Source organism: Promicromonospora sp. NPDC019610 (genome assembly GCF_044389365.1).
Classification (GTDB): Bacteria; Actinomycetota; Actinomycetes; order Actinomycetales; family Cellulomonadaceae; genus Promicromonospora.
Window position 1 is genome coordinate 1,516,816 of record NZ_JBIRXX010000001.1, and the last position, 16,952, is coordinate 1,533,767.

15 protein-coding genes are annotated in these 16,952 nt (G+C 73.3%); 12 read left to right on the forward strand and 3 right to left on the reverse strand.

The features are described from left to right. Positions 1–48: 48 nt before the first annotated feature. On the forward strand, positions 49–1,554 hold the full coding sequence (locus tag ACH45N_RS06765) for a helix-turn-helix domain-containing protein (RefSeq protein ID WP_397392365.1): 1,506 nt from the start codon (positions 49–51) through the stop codon (positions 1,552–1,554). A 24-nt stretch (positions 1,555–1,578) separates the two neighbouring features. Here the strand turns inward: ACH45N_RS06765 and ACH45N_RS06770 are convergent, their stop codons facing one another. Beyond that, positions 1,579–2,862 (reverse strand): hypothetical protein, encoded by a 1,284-nt coding sequence (locus tag ACH45N_RS06770; protein WP_397392367.1) that lies wholly within the window; start codon positions 2,860–2,862, stop codon positions 1,579–1,581. Positions 2,863–3,036: 174 nt separating this feature from the next. After that, a complete protein-coding gene (locus ACH45N_RS06775) occupies positions 3,037–4,299 on the reverse strand; it encodes a PHB depolymerase family esterase (protein WP_397392369.1) in 1,263 nt (420 codons plus the stop codon). A gap of 245 nt (positions 4,300–4,544) precedes the next feature. Here ACH45N_RS06775 and ACH45N_RS06780 point away from each other — a divergent pair, with 245 nt between their 5' ends. From ACH45N_RS06780 to ACH45N_RS06815, 8 genes are read left to right on the forward strand one after another with little or no spacing between them, the layout of a single operon-like run. Then, the gene (locus ACH45N_RS06780) at positions 4,545–5,747 is read left to right on the forward strand and encodes a substrate-binding domain-containing protein (protein ID WP_397392371.1); all 1,203 of its coding nucleotides are present in this window, start codon (positions 4,545–4,547) and stop codon (positions 5,745–5,747) included. Further along, complete coding sequence (locus tag ACH45N_RS06785; protein WP_397392373.1) at positions 5,747–6,520, forward strand: ABC transporter ATP-binding protein; 774 nt, start codon at positions 5,747–5,749, stop codon at positions 6,518–6,520. Before ACH45N_RS06780 ends, ACH45N_RS06785 begins: the two co-directional genes overlap by 1 nt. After that, positions 6,517–7,290 carry an ABC transporter ATP-binding protein gene (locus ACH45N_RS06790; RefSeq protein WP_397392375.1) on the forward strand — a complete coding sequence of 258 codons (774 nt, stop codon included), beginning with the start codon at positions 6,517–6,519 and terminating at the stop codon, positions 7,288–7,290. The genes ACH45N_RS06785 and ACH45N_RS06790 overlap by 4 nt, the downstream gene beginning before the upstream one ends. Further along, positions 7,287–8,162, forward strand: a complete 876-nt coding sequence (locus ACH45N_RS06795) for a branched-chain amino acid ABC transporter permease (RefSeq protein WP_397392377.1) — start codon at positions 7,287–7,289, stop codon at positions 8,160–8,162. The genes ACH45N_RS06790 and ACH45N_RS06795 overlap by 4 nt, the downstream gene beginning before the upstream one ends. Then, positions 8,159–9,268 (forward strand): branched-chain amino acid ABC transporter permease, encoded by a 1,110-nt coding sequence (locus tag ACH45N_RS06800; RefSeq protein WP_397392379.1) that lies wholly within the window; start codon positions 8,159–8,161, stop codon positions 9,266–9,268. Before ACH45N_RS06795 ends, ACH45N_RS06800 begins: the two co-directional genes overlap by 4 nt. Continuing rightward, positions 9,265–10,842: a class I adenylate-forming enzyme family protein gene (locus tag ACH45N_RS06805; RefSeq protein ID WP_397392381.1), complete on the forward strand. Its 1,578-nt coding sequence runs from the start codon at positions 9,265–9,267 to the stop codon at positions 10,840–10,842. The genes ACH45N_RS06800 and ACH45N_RS06805 overlap by 4 nt, the downstream gene beginning before the upstream one ends. A gap of 17 nt (positions 10,843–10,859) precedes the next feature. After that, a complete protein-coding gene (locus ACH45N_RS06810; RefSeq protein WP_397393809.1) occupies positions 10,860–11,489 on the forward strand; it encodes a TetR/AcrR family transcriptional regulator in 630 nt (209 codons plus the stop codon). Beyond that, positions 11,486–12,463, forward strand: a complete 978-nt coding sequence (locus ACH45N_RS06815) for an alpha/beta fold hydrolase (RefSeq protein WP_397392383.1) — start codon at positions 11,486–11,488, stop codon at positions 12,461–12,463. Before ACH45N_RS06810 ends, ACH45N_RS06815 begins: the two co-directional genes overlap by 4 nt. Before the next feature lie 279 nt (positions 12,464–12,742). Here ACH45N_RS06815 and ACH45N_RS06820 read toward each other — a convergent pair whose 3' ends face one another. Next, positions 12,743–13,672 (reverse strand): LysR family transcriptional regulator, encoded by a 930-nt coding sequence (locus ACH45N_RS06820; protein ID WP_397392385.1) that lies wholly within the window; start codon positions 13,670–13,672, stop codon positions 12,743–12,745. Positions 13,673–13,839: 167 nt separating this feature from the next. Between ACH45N_RS06820 and ACH45N_RS06825 the strand changes: the two genes are divergently transcribed. From ACH45N_RS06825 to ACH45N_RS06835, 3 genes are all read left to right on the forward strand, one after another. After that, positions 13,840–15,204, forward strand: coding sequence for an MFS transporter (locus tag ACH45N_RS06825; RefSeq protein WP_397392387.1), 1,365 nt, complete (start codon positions 13,840–13,842; stop codon positions 15,202–15,204). A gap of 64 nt (positions 15,205–15,268) precedes the next feature. Then, the gene (locus ACH45N_RS06830; RefSeq protein ID WP_397392389.1) at positions 15,269–16,063 is read left to right on the forward strand and encodes a 3-hydroxybutyrate dehydrogenase; all 795 of its coding nucleotides are present in this window, start codon (positions 15,269–15,271) and stop codon (positions 16,061–16,063) included. An 82-nt stretch (positions 16,064–16,145) separates the two neighbouring features. Then, the gene (locus tag ACH45N_RS06835) at positions 16,146–16,952 is read left to right on the forward strand and encodes a CoA transferase subunit A (RefSeq protein WP_397392391.1); all 807 of its coding nucleotides are present in this window, start codon (positions 16,146–16,148) and stop codon (positions 16,950–16,952) included.

Here is a 16,952-nt window from a genome sequence, read left to right on the forward strand (position 1 = left end):
CAGAGCGCCCAGCCACGCCGGCAGGCGGCGGGCGCCACGCGCCGTCCGGTGGCGCGTCCCGCGCGCGGCGCGGCGGTCGGTGTCGCGGGCGGCGTCTCCGGCGGCCCGACGGCGGACGGCGAGCCCGACGCCCTCACGATCGGCCGGCGCATCCGCTACCTGCGGACCAGCAAGGGCATGACGCTCGAAGACCTCGCGGCGGCGATCGACCGCGCCCCGTCGCAGGTCAGCACGCTGGAGAACGGGAAGCGGGAGCCCAAGTTCTCCCAGCTCCAGGCGATCGCACGGGCGCTCGGCGCCGGGGTGGACGACCTGCTGTCGGCCGAGCCGCCGTCGGAGCGGGACGCGCTGGAGATCGAGCTGGAGCGCGTGCAGCGCGGCCCCCTGTTCGCGTCCCTCGGGATCGACGGCGTGCGCATCGGCAAGTCGCTGCCCACCGACGCGCTCGGGACCATCCTGGCGCTGCACCGGGAGCTGGAGCGCCTGCACACCGAGCGCGCCGCGACCCCGGAGGAGGCGCGCCGGGCCAACGGCGAGCTCCGCGACGACATGCGCGCCAAGGACAACTACCTGCCCGAGCTGGAGCAGGTCGCCAAGGAGCTGCTCGCCGACGTGGGGCACACCTCCGGGCCGCTGCCGCAGCGGATGGCCGCGGAGATCGCCGCGCACCTCGGTTTCACGCTGCACTACGTGAGCGACCTGCCGCACTCGACGCGGTCGGTGATCGACACCCGGAACCGGCGCGTCTACCTGCCGTCCAAGGGGTTCCGCGGCCGCTCGAACACGCGCTCGGCGCTGCTCCAGGCGCTGGCCTCGCACGTGCTGGATCACACGGAGCCGGGCGACTACGGCGAGTTCCTGCGCCAGCGGGTCGAGGCCAACTACCTCGCAGCGGCCCTGATGGTGCCGGAGAAGCCGGGCGTGAAGTTCCTGCGCGACGCCAAGGACGAGCGCGCCATCGCGATCGAGGACCTGCGCGACGCGTTCGGGGTGTCCTTCGAGACCGCCGCGCACCGGTTCACCAACCTCGCCACGCGCCACCTCGGCATCCCGGTGCACTTCATGAAGGTCCACGAGTCCGGGATCCTGCACAAGGCGTACGAGAACGACGGCGTGCGGTTCCCCTCGGACGCCCTGGGCGCCGTCGAGGGCCAGCACGTCTGCAAGCAGTGGACGGCGCGCCAGGTGTTCGACGTCGAGGACCGGTTCAACCCGTACGCGCAGTACACGGACACGCCGTCGGGCACCTACTGGTGCACGTCGCGCGTGGAGAACACGTCGGACGGCGCCTTCTCGGTCTCCGTCGGTGTGCCGTTCGCGCACGTCAAGTGGTTCTCCGGGCGCGAGACGACGGTCCGGTCGGCGTCGCGGTGCCCCGACGAGTCGTGCTGCAGGCGTCCGCCCGCGGACCTGACCGAGAAGTGGGGCGACTTCGCCTGGCCCTCCGCCCGGCCGCACGCGTCGATGCTCGCCGCGATGCCCTCGGGCGCGTACCCGGGCGTGGAGACCACGGAGGTCTACAGGTTCCTGGAGCGGCACGCTCCCGAGGGCTGAGCGCAGCTCAGAACCCGGGGGACGTCAGCGCTGGAAGAACCGCAGCGAGTACAGGCCGTCCGGCTGGTCCTCGCCGACCGGGTCGGCGCCGTCGTCCCAGTTCTTGAACTCGACGGCGACCGGGCCGGCCGCGCCGGCGTCCACCTGGAACTCCTCGCCGTTGGCGAAGTAGCCGAGGGGCTCCTCGCCCAGCACCTGGTCCTGGCGGTCGACCACGAGCAGCGAGGCGATGTCGGGGCAGGTGTCGTCGGTCCCGATGTCACGCCGGAGGCCGACGGCGAGGTACGACCGTCCGCCGGGGACCATCCCGACGCCGAGGGCGACGTTGGCGAGCCCGCTGGTGGCGCGGCAGCCCGACGGCGGCTGCGTGTGCGACCAGAGCGTGGTCTGCGGGCGCTGGGTCTCGTCGTCGAAGAGCACCGAGCGGACCGCGTAGCCGGTCTCGGTGGTGGTGGGCCAGACCACACGTGTTGCCGAGTCGCCGGTGACGAGCTGCGCGTGGACGCTCGTGCGGAGCCGGTACACGGGAAGCTGGCTGGTGCTCGCCTGCCGCCACAGCAGGTTGCCGCCGATGATCGTCTCGCGGCCTTCGCCGTCCGTGTCGATCGCGAGGTTCGGTGCGGGGTCGTTCACCGTGCCGACGGTCGTGGGCGGGATCAGCGTGGTCGAGCCCGCCCGGGCGACGGTCCGGCGGACGTCCGACGTCTCGCCGGCGGGGGCCGCCCAGACCACGGTGGTCTTGCCCACGTCGTTGAGCGCGACGTCGGCCGGGACGTCCGCCGGGACGCCGGGGACCTCCTGCACCACCCACTGCCCGCCGTGGACCAGACGGGCCAGCACCGTCCCGCCGCCGGCATTGAGTCGGAGGAGCACCGCCACGTCGCCCGCGGAGTTCGCGGCGAACTGCGTCGCGTGCACGTCGTCGTCGTAGAAGGTCGCGGCGTCGCTCCAGGCGCTGCCGTCGTAGGTGCGGTAGCGGGCGGCCCCGTCCGCGCTGAACCGGAGGTCCACGGCGTACCCGTTGTCGCCGGTCGCGATCTCGGCCCTCGTGCCGGGGTCGATGTCCGTGCGGACCCAGTCGTTCCCGGAGCCGTTCTCCAGGTAGGAGACCACCTTGTACCCGCCCTCGGAGCTCGCGTCGACGAACACGCGGCCCGATCCGGCGACGGCGACCTCGCGGTGCGCCTCCTCCGGTCGCGGGTCCCAGCCCGGCATCGGGTCGCCCGGGGCGGCCAGGGCAGGGGCCGCGACCAGGCTGGTCAGGAGGACGGAGGCCGCGGTTGTCGCGGTCAGGGTTGCTCGGCGCACGATGACTCCTGGGGGTGTCAGGCGATGCGCGCTGCCGCGGCGGTGCGGCGGCGCCCTGGTCCCCGGCCGGCGGCCGAGGCCGTCTCGATCGTGGCACGCGGAGGTTGTCCGGGGCACGCGAATAAAGCCGCGCCCCGGGTCGGGAGGCCCCCGGCCCGGGGCGGGTCTGGCCGGTCAGCAGCCCGTGACCAGGTCGTACACCCCCTCCGACGTCTCCCGCAGGGTCGTCACGGTCGCGTTGCCCTGGCCGAGGTAGTCCAGGGAGCCGACGGCGTAGAACGGGTTGTATGGGTCGATGCCGTACGACGTCGCCCGGCCCGCGGCCTGGTGCTGCGCGTTCGTGGCCGCGCCGCAGAACAGGCCCGGCGGGTCCGTGGGCGGGTCGGTGGGCGGGTCCGTGGGCGGGTCGGTGGGCTCGGCCGACCGGTCGACGCGCCGGTTGGTGTCGAAGAAGAAGTCCGTCACGTACGCCGGGTAGTTCACCGAGCTCGTCGAGATGTACGAGCCGCCCGGCCCGCCGCCGGCCGGCCAGGCGTGACCCACGTTCGTGTTCGCGATGAGGGAGACGCGCGGCCCCGCGGCGTCGGACCACAGCGTTCCGCTGCCGGCGGTGTTGGTGCCGGGCAGCCCCGCCAGGGAGAACGACGACTGGGTCGACGCCCCGTAGATCCCGGCCATGACCTGCGCGTTCAACGTGTTGTACCCGGTCGCGACCGTCGTGTCGGACGACCCGTACACCACCGACGTCACCTGTGTGCCGAAGCCCGGCGAGCCGGTCGAGGCGAAGTTGCGGCACACGGTCGTGGCCTGCGCCTTCGTGGTCGCCACCGACCCGATCTGGCCCGACGTCGTGCCGACCGTCGGGCCGGCGTCGATGCCGATCCCCGCGAAGACGTCGGGCGCGAGGCAGCCCATCACCATGGTCTCGCCGCCGCCGGACGAGAGCCCGGAGAGGTAGACCTGGTTGGGGTCGATGCCGAGCGAGGCGTCCCCGAGCAGGTCGTCGACGAGCTGCAGCAGGTTGTCGTCGTGCCGCGCCGGGTTGGCCCGCGAGTGCGAGGTGTCGTAGTAGTCCCAGCAGCCGAGCAGCACGCCGCCGTTCGGCGCCGCGGGGACGGCCACGACCATGCCGTACTGGTCGGCCGTCGTGGTCCAGTTGCCGCCGTTCTTCAGGTTGGCCGACGTCTGCACGCAGCCGTGCAGGTTGATCATCAGCGCCCGGCCGGCCGCCAGCGCGGGCTCCGAGGTCGGCACGTAGAGCTGCGTCGTCATGCCGCCCGCCGTGCGGGACGACCAGGCACCCGCCTCGACGGACTGCGCCGCCGGCTGGGGCACGGCGGCCACGGCCGCGACCGCGGGCGGGGTGAGGGCCACGGCGGCGACGGCCGCGATCCAGACGGCCAGGCGCCGAGGGCGCCGGGGGGATGGGTGTGTCATGCGAACCTCCACGTTGAGGTCGTGCTGCCCGAGGCGCTCCGATGCGCGGGGTCAGCCGGACATCTGCGGACATTAGGTGCGACCTGAATCACCTGTCAATAGTTCATCCGGCACCTTCTCCCGGCGGGTGGGTTGACACGAGATGCCCGTCTCGTCCACTATCTCCGCAACCTGAATCGCCTCTCAGGTTTGGGCGACGTAGCCCGCACCCCACGAGCGGCGACCACCCGAAGAAGGGCAGAGTCATGCGGACGAGGAAGTCCCTCATGGCCGTCGCCGCCGCGGCGGTGACGGGCCTGGCGCTCGCAGCGTGCGCGCCGACCGGCGCGACCACCGGCGGCAGCGGCGACGACGGCGCCGACGCGGCGCCGATCGACGTCGGCATCGTCTATTCGGAGTCCGGGCCGCTCGCCGCCTACGGCGCGGCCTACAAGCAGGGGTTCGAGGCGGGCATCGAGTACGCCACGGACGGCACCGGCACGGTGGCCGGCCACGAGCTGAACGTGACCTACCACGACGACGCCGGCGACCCCGAGAAGGCGGTCTCGCAGGCCAAGGACCTGATCGGCAAGGGCTACCAGATCCTGGGCGGCACGGTCGTCTCGGGCGTGGCGCTGCCGCTGGCCGAGCAGGCCGAGCAGAACAAGGTCCTGTACGTGTCCGGCCCCGCGGCCGTGGACACGCTCACCGGCATCAACCGGTACACGTTCCGCAGCGGCCGGCAGTCGCTGCAGGACGTCGCCGCGGCGGGCACCTTCGTGCACCCGAAGGGCTCGAAGGTCGTCGTCTTCGCCCAGGACAACGCCTTCGGGCAGGGCAACCTCGCGGCCGTCGAGGGCGTGCTGGGCGGCCAGGGCGCGGAGGTCACCTCGGTGCTGGTGCCCGAGGACGCCACCGAGTTCACGCCCTTCGCCAAGAAGGTGCTCGACGCGGGAGCCGACATGGTCTTCGTGGCCTGGGCCGGCGCCACCACGGGCGCGATGTGGCAGGGCCTGGACCAGCAGGGTGTGCTCGACGAGACCACCGTCGTGACCGGCCTCGGCGACGTGGCCACCTACGGCGCCTACGGCGACGCGGCCGAGAAGGTCAGCTTCCTCAACCACTACTTCCCGGGCGCGGCCGGCACCGAGACGGAGACCGCGATGCTGGACACCGTCGAGGCGGCCGGCGGCACCCCCGACCTGTTCACTCCCGACGGTTTCGTGGCGGCACAGCTGATCGTGCACGCGATCGAGGAGGGCGCCGGCGACGTCGAGGCCATGGTCGACGCGCTGGAGGGCTACACCTTCGAGGGCCCCAAGGGCGAGACCACGGTCCGCGCCTCCGACCACGCCCTGATCCAGCCGATGTACCAGGCCAAGCTGGTCAAGGACGGCGACACCTGGACGCCGGAGCTGGTCGAGGTCATCGACGGCGCGTCCGTCGCGCCCGCCGAGGCGAGCGAGTAATGACGACGGGTGGCGAGCCGGTCCTCGAGACGGCCGGGCTCGGGCTGACGATCGGCGGCGCACGCATCCTCGACGGGGTGGACCTCCGGGTGGGGCGCGGCGAGCTGCTGGGCGTGATCGGTCCGAACGGCGCGGGCAAGACCACGCTGTTCAACCTGATCAGCGGGATCTACCGGGCCACGAGCGGCCGCGTGCTGCTCGGGGGCCGGGACGTGACGGCGGCCTCCGTCGCGGTCCGGGCCCGCGCCGGCCTGGGCCGGACCTTCCAGACGTCGAGCCTGTTCCCGAGGCTGTCCGTCGTCGAGAACGTCCGGCTCGCCACCCAGCGCCGCCTCGGCGGCAGCCTCTCGGTGCTGCGCTTTCCGCGGCGCGGCGACGCCGCGTCGGGAGAGGCCGCCGAGCACCTCGCGACCGTGGGCCTGACCCACCGGGCCGACGCCGCGGCCGGCGACCTGTCCCACGGCGACAAGCGGAAGCTGGAGATCGCCGTGCTGCTGGCGATGGACTCGTCGGTGGTGCTGCTGGACGAGCCGATGGCGGGAGTCGCCACGGGCGACGTCGCCGGGCTGGTCGAGGTGATCCGGTCCATCAACGACTCCGGCCGCACCGTGCTCATGGTGGAGCACCACATGGACGTGGTGCTGGGCCTGGCCGACCGCGTCGCCGTCATGCACCACGGCGAGCTCCTGACCTGCGACGTCCCGGAGAAGGTCATGGCGGACGAGACGGTTCAGTCCGCGTACCTGGGCACGACGGCGGGGAGCGCGGCATGAGCGGGGCGAACGTGCTGGAGGTGCGCGGGCTGTCCGCGCGCATCGCCGGCCAGGAGGTGGTGCACGACGTGTCGTTCGAGGTGCCGGCGTCCGGCGTCACCGCGGTGCTCGGCCGCAACGGAGTCGGCAAGACGTCCACGCTGCGGGCGGTCCTCGGCCTGATCGAGCGGACGGGCGAGGTGCTGCTCGACGGCGTCCGGGTGGACGCCGAGCGCACGGACCGCATCGTCCGGCGCGGCGTGGGGTACGTGCCGGAGGACCGCGAGGTGTTCGCGGGCCTGACGGTGGCGGAGAACCTGCGGCTCGCGGAACGCCGCGCGGGAAGCGGCGGCACGACGGCGGAGCACCGCGAGCTCGTCGACGCCCTCTTCCCGGACCTGGTCGAGCGGGCCGGGCAGCGTGCGGGCACACTCTCGGGCGGGCAGCAGCAGATGGTCTCGCTGGCGCGGGCGCTGCTCAACGAGAACCGGATCCTCCTGGTGGACGAGCCCACCAAGGGGCTCGCCCCGCGGATCGTGACCGAGGTGACCGACACCCTGGCCGCGGCCGCCCGGACCGTGCCCGTGCTGCTCGTGGAGCAGAACCTCCAGGTGGTCGAGCGGCTCGCCGAGCGGGTCGTGGTGATCGACGCCGGACGCGTGGTGCACACCGGCCCGGCGCGGGCGCTGCTGGACGATCCCGACCTGGTCCAGCGGCTGCTGGGGGTCTCGGCCGGCGAACCCGACCCGGCCGGCGAGGAAGCAACCACCACCGCGGAGGCCGGCCGATGAGCACCCTGATCCTTCTGCTGGCCACGGGCCTCGGCCTGGGCGGGCTGTACTTCCTCGTCGCCTCGGGCCTGTCCCTGATCTACGGCCTGATGGGCGTGCTGAACTTCGCGCACGGCTCGTTCCTCACGCTCGGTGCGTTCGTCGGGCTCGCGGCCGGCAACCTCGTCGGCGCGGGCACCTGGGGCGGGCTCCTGCTGGGTCTCGTGGTGGGCGCGCTGACCGGCGCGGCCGCGGCGACCGCCACGGAGCTGGGCCTCATCCGGCCCCTGTACAACCGGCACATCGAGCAGGTGCTCGTCACCGTCGGCCTCTCGCTCGCCACCGTCGCCCTGTTCGAGGGGATCTGGGGGCCGAACCCGCGCAACGTCACGCGCACCGAGTGGCTGTCCTCGACCACCGACGTCCTGGGCGCGCACGTGCCGAACACCGCGTTCCTCAACGTGCTCGCGGCGGCAGCGGTGCTCGGCGGCATCGTCGCGTTCCTGCGGTACACGAGATACGGCCTGATCATCCGCGCGGGCGTGGAGAACCGGGCCATGGTCACGGCGCTCGGCATCGACGTGCGCCAGGCGTTCACGCTGGTGTTCGCCGTCGGCGGGGCCGCGGCCGGACTGGGCGGCGTGCTCGCCACGCAGTCGCTGAACTACGTCTCGCCGCACCTGGGCGCGAGCCTGCTGATCTTCGCGTTCATCGTCACGGTGATCGGCGGCATGGGCTCGCTGACCGGGGCGGCGGTGGCGTCCGTCGTCGTCGCCGTGCTGCAGCAGCTCGCGAACTTCTACCTGAACAACACCGGCGACCTGATCGTCGTCCTGCTCCTGGCGCTCGTGCTGCTCGTGCGCCCGTCCGGACTGATGGGGAGGCCCGCATGACCAGCATCCGCACCCGCCTCGGCGGCCTCGCGCTCCTGGTGCTCCTGGGGTGCCTGCCGCTGCTGGCGGTCCCGGTCCCGGGCGTGCTGCCGGGGTACACGTACGAGCCGGGCACGCTCCAGCTCCTGGCCCTGTGCTGGCTGACGGCGGCGCTCGCGCTGTCCTACCAGCTGCTGTTCGGGGTCGCGGGGCTGATGAGCTTCGGGCACGCGCTCTACTTCGCGGCCGGCATCTACGGCCTCGCCATCGTGCTGGACCGCACCGACGTGCCGCTCCTGCCCGCCGCCGCGCTCGTGCTCGTGGGCGGTGTGGCCCTCGCGTTCGTCGTGGGCGCCATCTCGCTGCGGGTCACCGGCATCTCGTTCGCCATGGTCACGCTCGCGTTCGCGCAGGCCGGGAACGTGCTCGTGCGCCGTGACCAGGGCGACGTGACCGGCGGCGAGGAGGGGCTCGCGCTCGCGACCGACGGCGTGCCGGCCGCCCTCGTCGGCGTGGTGAACACCCGCAACCTGTACTGGCTGGCGCTCGCGGTGCTGCTGCTGGTCTACCTGGTGGTGCTGTGGATCGAGCGCAGCCGGGCCGGGCACATGGCCGCGGCCGTGCGTGAGAACGAGGTGCGCGTGCGGATCATCGGCGGCCGCCCCTACCTGACCAAGCTCGTGGTGTTCGTCCTGGCGGCGTCGCTCGCGACCGTGGTCGGGATGACGTACCTGCTGCTGCAGTCCGGCGCCTCGCCGGCGGCGTCGACCGCGGACTTCACGCTCACGCTCCTGGTCATGGTGGTGCTGGGCGGCGTCGGCTCGCGGTGGGGCGCGGTCGTGGGGGCGGTGCTCTACACGCTGCTCGACCAGCGCCTCGCGGAGCTCGCGCACTCCGAGGCCGTGGCCGGGCTGCCCGCCGTGCTCCGCATCCCGCTGTCGGAGCCGATGTTCCTGCTCGGCACCTGCTTCGTGCTGGTCGTGATCTTCCTGCCCGGCGGGCTGGCGGGCGCGGCCGAACGGCTGGCCGCCCGACGTCGGACCACGCCGGGCGGGCCGCCCGGGAGCGACCCGGACGGAAGCGGCCCCGCGCCCGGCGTGCCCGCCCCCGAGGGGGCGGCGGCATGAGCGACCTGCACACGCTGGGCCGCTGGCCACGCGACCGCGCGCTGGCCACGCCCGACCGGGTGGCCGTCGACGACCGCGGTGTCACCCTGACGTACCGCGCCCTCGACGCCCGGGCGACGGCGCTCGCGGCGCGGCTGCTCGACGCCGGCTACGGGGTGGGCGACCGGATCGCCACCGTGACCGGCAACAGCTCCGACCAGGTGGTGCTGTTCTTCGCCTGCGCCAAGGCCGGGCTCGTGCTCGCGCCGCTGTCGTGGCGGCTGTCGCCGCACGAGCTCGCGGCGCAGCTCGACCAGGCCGACCCCGCGCTCGTGCTCGTCGAGGAGGAGTGCGGCACCCTGGCGGACGCCGCGCTCGAACGGCTGCCGCTGCCGCCGTCGCGCACCGCGCTGGGGCCGCACGGCGTGGAGGCGCGCGTGCCGCCGCCCACGCGCCGCATGTCCCTCGCCGAGCCGCCGCCCGCCGGCCCGCCGCACCGCGCGGTGCGCGACGACGACCCGCTGCTCCTGGTGTTCACCTCCGGCACGGGCGGCACCTCGCGGGGCGCGCTGCTCACCCACGCAAACTGCTTCTGGAACAACCTGTCGCTGTCCCGGACGGTGGAGCTGACCAGCACAGACGTGGTGCTCTCCGTGCTGCCGCAGTTCCACGTGGGCGGCTGGAACATCCAGCCGCTGCTGGCCTGGTGGACGGGCGCGACCGTGGTGCTGGAGCGCACCTTCGAGCCCGAGCGCGTGCTGCGCCTGGTCGCCGACCGGCGGGTCACGACCATGATGGGTGTGCCCACCAACTACCTGCTGCTCGCCGAGCACCCCGGCTTCGCGGCGGCCGACCTCAGCTCGCTGCGGCACGCCGTCGTGGGCGGCGCGCCCATGCCGGAGCCGCTGCTGCGCGCCTGGCACCGGCGCGGCGTCGCGCTCACCCAGGGCTACGGCCTCACCGAGGCGGGGCCCAACGTGCTCTGCCTGCCCGACGACGTGGCGCGCGACCGCGTCGGCTCCGCCGGCGTGCCGTATCCGCACGTCGAGGTGGCGGTGGCCGACCCGGTCACCGGCGAGCACCTCGCCGGCACCGCGACCGGCGAGCTGCTGGTGCGTGGCCCGAGCGTGTTCGCGGGCTACTTCCGGGAGCCGGAAGCGACCGCGGCGTCGTTCGCGGGCGGCTGGCTGCGCACCGGTGACCTGGTGGAACGCGATGCCGACGGGTACTACCGCGTGGTGGACCGGCTCAAGGACGTGTTCATCACGGGCGGCGAGAACGTCACGCCGGCCGAGGTGGAGGCGGCGCTGCGGCGGCACCCGGCCGTGGCGGACGCCGCCGTCGTCGGTGTGCCCGACGAGCGCTGGGGCGAGGTGGGCCACGCGTTCGTGGTGCCGCGCGCCGGCCGGTTCACCGACGCCGAGGACCTGGAGGCGTTCTGCCGCCGCGAGCTCGCGGGGTTCAAGGTGCCGCGACACTTCGACCTCGTCCCCGACCTGCCACGCTCGTCCCTGAACAAGGTGGTGCGCTCGGCGCTCGCCGCGCCGCCAGCAAGCCCAGCCAGCCACGTACGCCCAGCCGAGGAGGCCCGGTGAGCACCATCTCCCAGCCCATGACCAAGGGGGAGCGCACCCGCGCGCGCATCCTCGTCGCCGCCGAGCAGGTGTTCGCCGAGCTCGGCTTCCACGACGCCTCGATCGTCAAGATCACGGAGGCGGCCGGGGTGGGTCAGGGCACGTTCTACCTGTATTTCACCTCCAAGATCGAGATCTTCGACGAGGTGGTCGAGGACCTGAACCGGCGCGTACGGCACGCGATGATCGCGGCGTCCTCGCAGGCGACCGGCCGGATCGAGGCCGAGCGGGCGGGGTTCCGCGCCTTCTTCGAGTTCACGGCCGAGCACCCCGCGCTGTACCGGATCGTGCGGCAGGCCGAGTTCGTCTCGCCGGGCGCGCTGCGCCTGCACTACACGCGGATCGTCGAGGGCTACCGCGACGGCCTCGCCAAGGCGCAGGCGGCGGGGGAGGTCGGTGACATCGACCCCGAGGTGGCCGCGTGGGCGCTCATGGGCATCGGCGAGATCGTCGGGATGCGGTGGGTCCTGTGGGGCCCGGACGTCGAGCCCGGCGGCCCGACGTCGGCCGTCCCGCCCGAGGTGTTCGACCAGGCCATGCGGTTCATCGAGCGGGCGCTGGCGCCCGGCACCGGTGCCGGCGGCAGCGAGGGGGAGGAGCGTCCATGAGTGTCGTCGACCAGGTGGAGGCCACGGGCTCGCACACCTACACCACCCACGACGTGGCGGTGGCGGGCGGCACGCTGCGGGTGGGCGTCTGGGAGCCGACGACGCCCGGAGCGACCGGTCCCGGCGGCGCGCCCCTGCCCGCCGTCGTGCTGGTGCACGGCATCACCGCCTCGCACCGGGCCTGGCCCGCGGTCGTCTCCGCGCTGCCCGGCCGCCGCGTCGTCGCGCCCGACCTGCGCGGCCGCGGCCGCAGCAACACCCTGCCCGGCCCGTACGGCATGGCCGCGCACGCCGACGACGTCGCGGCCGTGATCGGGGCGCTCGCCGACGGACCCGCCGTCGTCGTCGGGCACTCCATGGGCGGTTTCGTGTCGCTCGTGCTGACGCACCGCCACCCGGACCTGGTGGCCCGGCTCGTGCTTGTCGACGGCGGCCTGCCCATCCCGCTGCCGCCGGGCGTGCCGGACGGCGCCACGCCGGAGGAGCTGGTGCGCGCCCTGCTCGGACCCGCGATCGAGCGGCTGACACAGACTTTCCCCAGCGCCGAGGCGTACCGCGAGTTCTGGCGGGCGCACCCCGCGTTCGCGGAGTGGAACCCCGTGGTGGAGCAGTACGTGGACTACGACCTGGCGGAGTTTCCCGCGGCGGGCGGGGACACCGGCCCGGTGCTCCGGCCCGCGACGTCGTCCGACGCCGTCGCCGCGGACTCGGCGGACTCCGCCCGGGGCGACGCCCTGCCCGCCGCGCTCGCGTGGGCCGCGGAGACGAGCCTCCCGGTCGCGTTCCTGCGCGCGCCGCGCGGCCTGCTCGACCAGCCGGGCGGCATGTACCCGGCGGACACGGTCGCGGACTGGGAGCGTCGGCTGCCGCGCCTGACGGCGAGCGAGGTGGTGGGCGTGAACCACTACACGATCATCATGGCGGAGCCGGGGGTCTCGGCGGTGGCGGCGGCGGTGACCGCCGTCGAGGACTGACCGACGCCCCGACGAGCTGCCGCGGATCGAGATGCCGCGGGGGGAGCGCCGCGGGGTGAACACCGCTCTTGCGGAGGTGGCCGGACGGGCTGAATTCCGTTCGTCCCGGGCACGGGCTTTCTGGCTCTGCAGGACTGTCCGGCAGGGCCCATATTCGGCGGGTCCGGGGTGAACGAAATTTTGCCCACCCGACCACCTCTCCCGGTGTGTGACTCACCCCGTCGAGCTCCGCGCCGACCGCCTCCGGCCCGGTGACGGCCCGGCGACGGCCCGGCGTCGTCAGGCCTCCGGGCGCAGGCCCAGCATGCGGTCGCGCTGGCGGGACATCTCGTCGGCCAGCACCTGCACCACGGCCGCCACGGCCGGCCGGCGCCACGACTCGCTGCGGATCACGGCCCAGTAGGGGAGGCGCTCCGTGACCTCGTCGGGCAGGAGCCGCACCAGGTCGTCGTGCCGGTCGGCCATGAAGCAGGGCAGGAACCCGAGCCCGGCGCCCGCGCGCGTGGCCTCGACGTGCACGAACACGTTGGTCGAGGCCAGCGCGTCCGGCATGCCGGGCACCAGGCGGCGCGGCGCGTCGAGGTCGTTCACCTGCAGCATGGAGTCCACGAAGTAGACCAGGCCGTGCCGGGACATCTCCTCGACCGTCGTCGGCGTGCCGTGCCGGGCCAGGTAGTCCCGCGAGCCGTACATGCCGAGCACGTACTCGCCCAGGCGCACGGCCTTGGCCCGCTGCACCTTCGGGTCCCCGACCACGACGTCGACGTCGACCCCCGAGCGGTGGTGCGTCGCCACCCGCGTGACCGTGACGAGCTCGACCGACAGCTCGGGGTGCGCGCCCCGCAGCCGTGCGATGGCGGGGGAGGCGACGTACGCGCTGAACCCGTCGGTCGCGGTCATCCGGACGACGCCGGTGACGGGATCGGCCTCGGTGTCGCCCCCGACGAGCCGGTCGACGGCGTCGGAGACGGCCTCGCCCGCCCGGGCCGCGCGCCGGCCGAGCGTCGTGAGCTCCCAGCCGTCGGCCCCGCGCACCAGGAGGCGCCCGCCGAGGGCGCGCTCCAGCGCCGTGATGTTGCGGGCCACCGTGGTGTGGTTGACGCCGAGCGCGCGGGCCGCCGTCGTGTACCGGCCGGTGCGCGCCACGGCGAGCAGCACCAGGAGCTGGTCGGCGACCTGGCCGGCCGGCGGGTCGTTGCGGGCTGACATGCCGTGACGTTACCAAGTGTGCATCCGTGCACATGCCGTCTGCCGACTTCGTCATTGCTGTGCACAGCGCTTCCCCGGAACACTCTGGCGAGTCACAGGTGGCGGGCCGCGCGGATCGCGCGGGCCGGCCGCACCCCGTGTCAGAGTCGACACCTAGGAGCAGCAGCATGTCCGCACAGCAGGGCACCCACGCACCGGACGACCGGTCGCTGATCAGGCGCATCGTCGCCGCCTCGATGGCCGGCACTGTCGTCGAGTGGTACGACTTCTTCCTCTACGCGACCGCCGCGGCGCTCGTGTTCAACAAGGTGCTCATGCCCGAGACGGGCAACGCCTACGACGCGATCATCGCCGCCTTCGTCACCTACGCCGTCGGCTTCCTCGCCCGCCCGCTGGGCGGCATCATCTTCGGCCACCTGGGTGACAAGCTCGGCCGCAAGTACACGCTGCAGTTCACGATCGTGCTGATCGGCGTGGCGACCGTGCTCATGGGCTGCCTGCCCACGTTCCAGCAGGTCGGCTTCCTCGCCCCGGCGCTCCTGGTGGTCCTGCGCTTCGTCCAGGGCGTGGCGCTCGGCGGCGAGTGGGGCGGCGCCGTGCTGCTCGTGGCCGAGCACAGCAAGGACGCCGAGCGGGCCCGCTGGACGGCGTGGCCGCAGGCCGGCGTCCCCGCGGGCAACCTGCTCGCGACCGTCGTGCTCTACACGATGTCGGCCACCCTGACCGACGAGGCGTTCCTCGCCTGGGGCTGGCGCGTCGCGTTCTGGCTGTCGGCCGTGGTCATCGTCGTGGGCTACTACGTGCGCACCCGCGTCTCCGACGCCCCCATCTACGAGGAGGCGAAGGCCGAGATCGAGGAGGGCGACAAGGGCTACGGCGTGCTGGAGGTGATCAGGCGCTACCCGCGTGGCGTGCTCACCGGCATGGGCCTGCGGTTCGCGGAGAACATCCTCTACTACCTCGTGGTGAGCTTCTCGATCGTCTACCTGGGCACCGCGCTCGGCATGGACACCACGCGCATCCTCGGGGTGGTCGCGGCCGCGCACGCCTTCCACTTCGTGGTGATCCTCGCCGTGGGGCGGCTCGCCGACAGCATCGGCCGCAAGCCGCTGTACATCGCGGGCGCCGTGCTCGGCGCCACCTGGTGCTGGTTCGCCTTCCCGGCGATGGACACCAAGAACGTCTGGGTCATCCTCGCGGTGCTCATGGCCGGGCTGCTGTTCCACGCCCTGATGTACGCGGTGCAGCCGGCGATCATGGCGGAGATGTTCCCGACCCGGATGCGCTACTCCGGCGTCTCGATCAGCTACCAGGTCACCTCGATCGTGGCCGGCTCGCTCGCCCCGATCCTCGCCACGACCTGGCTCAAGAACACCGGCTCCTGGTGGCCCACCGCCGTCTACATGGCGATCGCCGCCCTGATCACGCTCGTCGCGGCGCTCGCGCTGCGCGAGACCAAGGGTGCGTCCCTGCACGCGCTGGACGCCGAGGACCAGGCCCGCGAGCGCGAGCTCGCGGCGCGCAACGACTGAGCGGACGCACGAGCGGGTACGGGGGAACGACCGGGTGCAGGACGACGGAGGGGCAGGATCCACGATGAACGCGAGGCATGAGGAGCACCGGGCCGAGGAGCACCGGGCCGAGGGGCACCGGCTCGACGGGCGCACGGCGCTGGTGACGGGCGGCGCGAGCGGTATCGGCGCCGCGTGCGTGCGGGAGCTCGCCGCCCGCGGCGCGCACGTCACGGTGGCCGACCTCGACGGTGACGGCGCCAAGGCCGTCGCCGAGGAGGTGGGCGGCGAGGCCTGGGTGGTCGACCTGTCCGACACCCGGGCGCTCGACGACCTGCGGCTGGACACCGACGTGCTGGTGAACAACGCCGGCATCCAGCGCGTCAGCCCGATCCAGGACTTCGTGCCGGACGACTTCCGGCTGGTCCAGCGGATCATGCTGGAGGCGCCGTTCCTCCTGGTCCGCGCGGTGCTGCCCGGCATGTACGCGCGGGGCTGGGGGCGGGTGGTCAACATCTCGTCGGTCCACGGGCTGGTGGCCTCGCCGTTCAAGGCGGCGTACGTGGCGGCCAAGCACGGGCTGGAGGGCCTGTCCAAGGTGACGGCCCTGGAGGGCGGCGAGCACGGCGTGACCAGCGTGTGCGTCAACCCCGGCTACGTGCGCACCCCGCTGGTGGAGAAGCAGATCGCCGAGCAGGCGCGGGTGCACGGGATCGCGGAGTCCGAGGTGATGGCGCGGGTGATGCTCGCGGAGTCCGCGGTGAAGCGGCTGGTGGAACCGCACGAGGTCGCCGCCCTGGTGGGCTGGCTCACGGGGCCGGAGGCCGCGATGGTCTCCGGTGCCTCGTGGACCATCGACGGCGGCTGGAGCGCGCGGTGACGTGCTGCCCGGCGGCGCGCCGGGAGTGTGACACTGGCACATGGCATGACCTGCCGGTACTGACCTGATGAAGGAGTCAACGATGACTGTGGCACGCACCGGGTTCGACAAGGTGGTCGCGAGCGCGGCCGAGGCGGTGGCCGACATCCCCGACGGCGCCTCGCTCGCCGTGGGCGGGTTCGGGCTGTGCGGCAACCCGATCGCCCTGATCGAGGCGCTGCTGGCGCAGGGCACCAGCGGCCTGTCCGTGGTGAGCAACAACTGCGGCGTCGACGACTGGGGCCTGGGCGTGCTGCTGAACGCCCAGCGGATCGCGAAGATGACCAGCTCGTACGTGGGGGAGAACAAGGAGTTCGAGCGGCAGTTCCTCTCGGGCGAGCTCGAGCTGGAGCTCACCCCGCAGGGCACGCTCGCCGAGAAGCTCCGCGCCGGCGGCGCGGGCATCGCCGCCTTCTTCACGCGCACGGGCGTGGGCACCCAGGTGGCCGACGGCGGCCTGCCGCGCAAGTACGACGGCGCGGGCGGCGTCGCGATCGCGTCCCCGCCCAAGGAGGTGCGCACGTTCGGTGCGGACGACGCCGAGTACGTGCTGGAGGAGTCGATCAGCACCGACTTCGCCCTCGTGCACGCCCTGCGCGGCGACCGGCACGGCAACCTCGTGTTCAACAAGTCGGCGCGCAACTTCTCGCCGCTCGCCGCGATGGCGGGACGGATCTGCATCGCCCAGGTCGAGGAGCTCGTCGAGCCGGGGGAGATCGACCCGGACACCGTGCACCTGCCGGGCGTCTACGTGCACCGGGTGGTGCACGTCGGCACCGACATCGAGAAGCGCATCGAGCGCCGGACCGTGACGGAGCCCGCCGCGGCGTCGTCGGGCAAGGAGGGCTGA